We start from the raw sequence: 5,071 nt of genomic DNA on the forward strand, positions 1-5,071 counted from the left end.
AAACTCATATCCTTCAACAACTTTAGGTTTTTTAACACCTTCCTCTGATGTTGAAATATCTTTACCATTTTCATCAATAAAACGAGTCACTATTTTAACGTTTGGAGTTAATGGTGACGGTGTTAGATTTTGTTCAACAACTGTAACAATTGCTGGTACTTCCACCAAGACTTTATCCCCTCGCTTAACAACAACAATAACTTTTTTATCTCCAGTTGTACTTGTGTCTGGATTATCTTTATATTCAAATACCACACCTTCTGGATAATCAGATGGATTGATATTTTTCTTAGGATTTGGCACTACACCTTTAGATACCACTTGTTCTTTTCCTTCCACTACTTTAACCTTAGCTGGAACTTCAACAAGTGTATCATCCCCGTCTTTAGCAACAACGACTACATCTTTTTCGCCCGGCGTTGTTGTGTCTACTGGTGTCTTGTACTCAAATGTTATTCCATCTGGGTATTGTTCTGGATCAATACTCTTAGAAGCATCTGGTTGCGGCTTACTTGGATCTGCTACTACGTATTGTGTCTTAGGTTCAACGACCATCACTTTTGCTGGGACTTTTGCAATAACTTCATCGCCAATCTTCGCTACAACTACCACATCTTTTTCGCCTGGGGTTGTTGTGTCTACAGGAGTTTCGTAAGTAAACTCTGTATCTTTAGGGAAGGCTTTAGGATCAATACTTCCTTCAACAGCTGGTTGTTTTTTATCCTTGTCTACTGGCACAAATTGTGGATAGCTTTCTACAACACGTACAGTTGCAGGTACTTCTGCAATAGGATTCCCCTCTTTATCTTTTACAATGACATTGACAGTGTAATCACCAGATGTTGCAGTATTCACTGGAGTATTTGGATCATATTCAAATGTTGAACCTTCTGGGTATTCTGTTTTATCAATGCTGTTTTCTGGATTTGGTTGTTTATTGTTTTCATCCACTGGAACAATTTGAGGAACACCTTCAACTACTGTTACAGGAACTTTAACCGTTGTCGTTTTTTCTTGACCATCTACAGTGTATTTAACTGTTACATCAACTTCTGTATCATCCGTCAAGTCTGGAACTGTTACTGTAGCTGTTTCATCAATAGCAACTGTTGCACCTTGAGGTAATTTACCTTTAAATGTACCATCTTCAATTGCTTTTTTAGCTTTAGCTAATACTTTTTCTTTAGCTTTTTCCTTGTCACTGTTTTTAGCAACTAGAATTTCTTCAGCTTCTGGTTTTGGTAATACTGTTACTGGAACACTTACTGTTTCTGTTATCTTACCATTATCATAAGTTACCGGCACGTCTACTTTAATATCTGTTTCCCCAGCTTTACCTGCTGTTTCTGGTAAATCAGTTTCTGCTGGTGTTCCTACTGTACCTCCAGTACCTGGCGTTACGGCTTCTTTCGCTTGATCAGCTGTTGGTTTTTCCCCTTCGAACACTACAACCTTACTTGGTGTTGAGCTTACTACTGTTACTGGTACATCAACTTCTCTCGTTTCAACAACATTATCATTAGCATCTTTATACTCAACAACGAACCGTTGCAGGAGTTTGCACTCCAGTTGTAGAAGTTGCAGGAACTGTTCCTTGTTTAACTTCTTTTACAGATACTGTTACACCATCTGGTAATTTATCAGTTGGAACTGCATTTGCTGCTTCCATCGCTTTAGCTTTAACAACTTCTTCTAATCCAGTGCTATCTTTAAGAACTGTCACTCCTGTAGGAGTTACTTTTGGTAAAACTACAACATCTACTGTTGTTTCTACTGAAATTGTTTCTGTCCCTTTTGTATAAGTTACTGTTGCAAGAGTTGGTAATGTTTGACCTGCTTTACCTGAAGTTGCAGGAATATTAGTAATATCATTTGTAGTTGAAGTAAATCCATCTACAGCTGTAGGATTTACTTTCTCTTTTAATTGATCACTTGTTAAAGTGTCATCTTCTACTGTATATAACTTATTAGTTACTTGATCTTTAACTGTAATTTTATATGTCGTTGAAGCTACAGCAGTATTCTCTCCAGCATTTGTACCGGTTTCAGTATCATTTGTTGCAGTAACTTTATTTCCATTGCTATCTTTTACATCTACTTTAACAGTGTAATCTCCTGTTTCTGTTAATTTCACAGCTGCTGCATCTGCAAAACTAGTATATTCTGTTACTTCTCCTGAAGGAGCTGTTAATGTTACTTTTGTAACTGTTGTTTCTTTCTTCGTTGGATCAGTTGTCGTATCATCTTCACTATCTGTAATCGTTACTGTAGCTGATTTTTGTTTTACTAAATCTACTGTTGCACCTTTTACAGTTGTATAAGAAGTTGAAGTAACAACTGGAGCATCATTTAATATAGACGCTTTATCTTCTGCTTCAGCTTTACTTCCTTTAACTAATCCCGTAAATCCTGATGTTGTTTCAACTTTCCAGAAGTCACCCTCTTTTGTTGCCGTTACATTAGAGCCATCAGATGACTTCCACTCTTTCTTAACAGCGTCATATTCTACTACTGTAGTTCCACCTTCAACTGTGTTTTCTCCCTCTGGTGTCGAAGTATTTAATCTAGGAAGAACCGTTTTATCTCTTGTTACGCTATCAACGCTAACAACTTCATCTTGGGCATTAAAAGTTCTTGTATAAGAGTAAATATAATAATTTACAGAACCATCAGTTTGAACTTCTGTATAAACTTGACGTTTTGTAAGTTGATATCCACCATCAGCTGTTGGAGTTTTAACTTCTTTGTATGTATCTTCTAACTCCCAATGTCCTGTTTTCTCACTAAGCGTTGCAGTATGTTTGCCTCCTTGAGCATCCTGTAATTCTATTTTATTCCTTAATAATGTAGCTTTAACATTCTCGGTTGTTGCTTTTGTTTTAATGTTATCTGTTGCGGCATCTTTAGTATCTTCTTGTGATACCGGAATATTAATTTCTCCACCTACTGTCCCAAGTTCTTGACCTACTACAGCTTTTGTATTTGTAGTCCCTTCTGCTACTACCCATTTACCATTTTTAGCTTCTAATTTTGTTACTGTCCCATTCGGTAAAGTTACTTCTGCTGTTGAAGCTCCATCTGAAATAGTTACTGGAATATTAGTTGCATATGCGTGGACATTTTTCACGGTTATTGTTGGTTTAACAACAACTGTTAAATATTTTTGAACTTCATGACCTGAATGTATCCATGCCGAATCTCTATTTGATTTATTATTATAATCCTTTGCATATACGCCAACTGTATATATCCCAGCTTTTGTCGGTACACCAGACAACTTTCCTTTACCATAGATTTTACTTTCACCATTTGTTTCATTCTCAACAGGAGTAGCATCTTTCGATAAATCATAAGTTACTCCTGGAATTGAAGTGTCGGCAATTCCTTGTGCCTTTGTTGTTGTGTATCCAGCTAAACCTGATACAGCTTGCTTGAACGTTTGATTTCCAATTTCTACAATTCTTCCATCTGCTAGTTTATAATTAATTTTCCTTCTATCTCCTGAAAAATTAGATCCTGCATCATCACTATATTTTAAGTCAATATTAACATTTTTTCCAACTTCTGCTGTATAAGCATCATTCGAAACTTCAATTTTCGGTGGTTTTGTATCTTGCCATCCTATCCAACCAGCTCTTAAATTTTGAAAATCCATTTTAACAACTTGGTGAGTGTTTTCATTTTCAGCTTCCACAGTAAATTTCATGTCATATACACCATTTTGAACATTCGCAACGACTCTACCTTGAACAGAATCAGAATTTTTATCATAAATTAACCCTGGTGGTAAGTTAAATGGCGTTATTGATTTTATTTTCCATCCTACTGTTTTTGCACGTTCAGAAACATTGAATCTTGAAGATACATTTGGAATATAAACTCTATCTACACCTTGCTCATATCCAAGTTTATATATTTCTGTAGCTAAAAATTCGTAAGCTCCAGAACTTCCGAATACCGTAGCTGGATTGGTTGAAATGGTATTCCCATCTGGTTTTAATTTTCCTACCCATAAAGGAGCTTCTTCTGAAAGTTTTTTCACGTTTTCTGGTGATAAAGGATAATCCATTCTTCCTGGAGATGTTACTGCCTTTCCTCCTTCTGTATGCATTGCTACTGGATTTTCCTTCACTCCACTCCTTTGAGAAGAGTACATCTCAATTTCTAAATCCGTAGGGGCTTCTCCAGTTCCTTTTACAATAATATCTCCTGCACTACCACCTCCTCTTGCAATAGCTCCAGAATTTCTTGCGGGATCACTTTCTGATAAAGCTACAAATGTAAACTTATCAGTTCCTGTTGGAGTTGTGTCTGGTAATTTAGGATTGTTACTTTTATCTACTATAAACTTATCCGCTCTAAACCCACTTTCCCCATTACCAGGAATCACTTGTCCATTACGCGAGTCTTGATTATTGTTTGCTTCCTTCTTTTCTGCTTTTGGCATACTTTCAATAACGAAAGCTTTGTTTTTTAATTCTCGCGTAGCTTTATCTACTTCTTCTTGTGTTGCTTTTTCATTTGATAGGAAGGTTTGAGCCTTAGCTAGTGCTTCCTTAGCATTTTCGATAGTTGCGGCAGTCTTTTCAGATACGCCTGCTTTTTCAAGAGCTGATTGCATACGAGCAATAGCAACTCCCAATTTGCTTGTATCAACCTTTGTAACTTCTGACGCTTCAATTGCTGTTTCTGGTTGTGGTTCCACAGTTGCTGGCACCTCTGGAACTGATACCGCCGGTTCCATTTCTGAGTCTGTCGAACTTTCACTAGCTAGTGTATTGTCATTCACTTTTGAAAGTGAGAGCGATTCACTCTCTCCCTGTACTCCTCCTTCAGCACCTACTTCTGGTCTAGCTGGAACTACTGGAGAATTAGCTTGAACGCTGCCCCCACCTAAGAAAAACAATCCTGTAGCTACAGCTACACTAGCTACCCCAAAACTAACCTTACGAATGCTATAACGTGTAAATTTTTCCACTTGTGAACGAGCATGTACGCCTTTATTCTTAAACATTGCTACACTCCTTTTGTAATGATTATCTGTTAATATGTTTTGAGAAGGCAAATAAAA

Annotated in this window: 2 protein-coding genes; both read right to left on the minus strand. The window is 37.0% G+C overall.

The window, feature by feature from the left end:
• Window positions 1-1,446: Rib/alpha-like domain-containing protein (locus SMIDD26_RS06350; RefSeq protein WP_246746954.1), on the minus strand; the 1,446-nt coding region annotated here is incomplete at its 3' end.
• 88 nt (window positions 1,447-1,534) lie between these two features.
• The gene (locus SMIDD26_RS06355; protein WP_061439585.1) at window positions 1,535-5,014 is read right to left on the minus strand and encodes a YSIRK-type signal peptide-containing protein; all 3,480 of its coding nucleotides are present in this window, start codon (window positions 5,012-5,014) and stop codon (window positions 1,535-1,537) included.
• Between the last annotated feature and the right edge of the window lie 57 nt (window positions 5,015-5,071).

Origin of the sequence: Streptococcus mitis, from assembly GCF_001579035.1 — a bacterium.
Classification (GTDB): domain Bacteria; phylum Bacillota; class Bacilli; order Lactobacillales; family Streptococcaceae; genus Streptococcus; species Streptococcus mitis_J.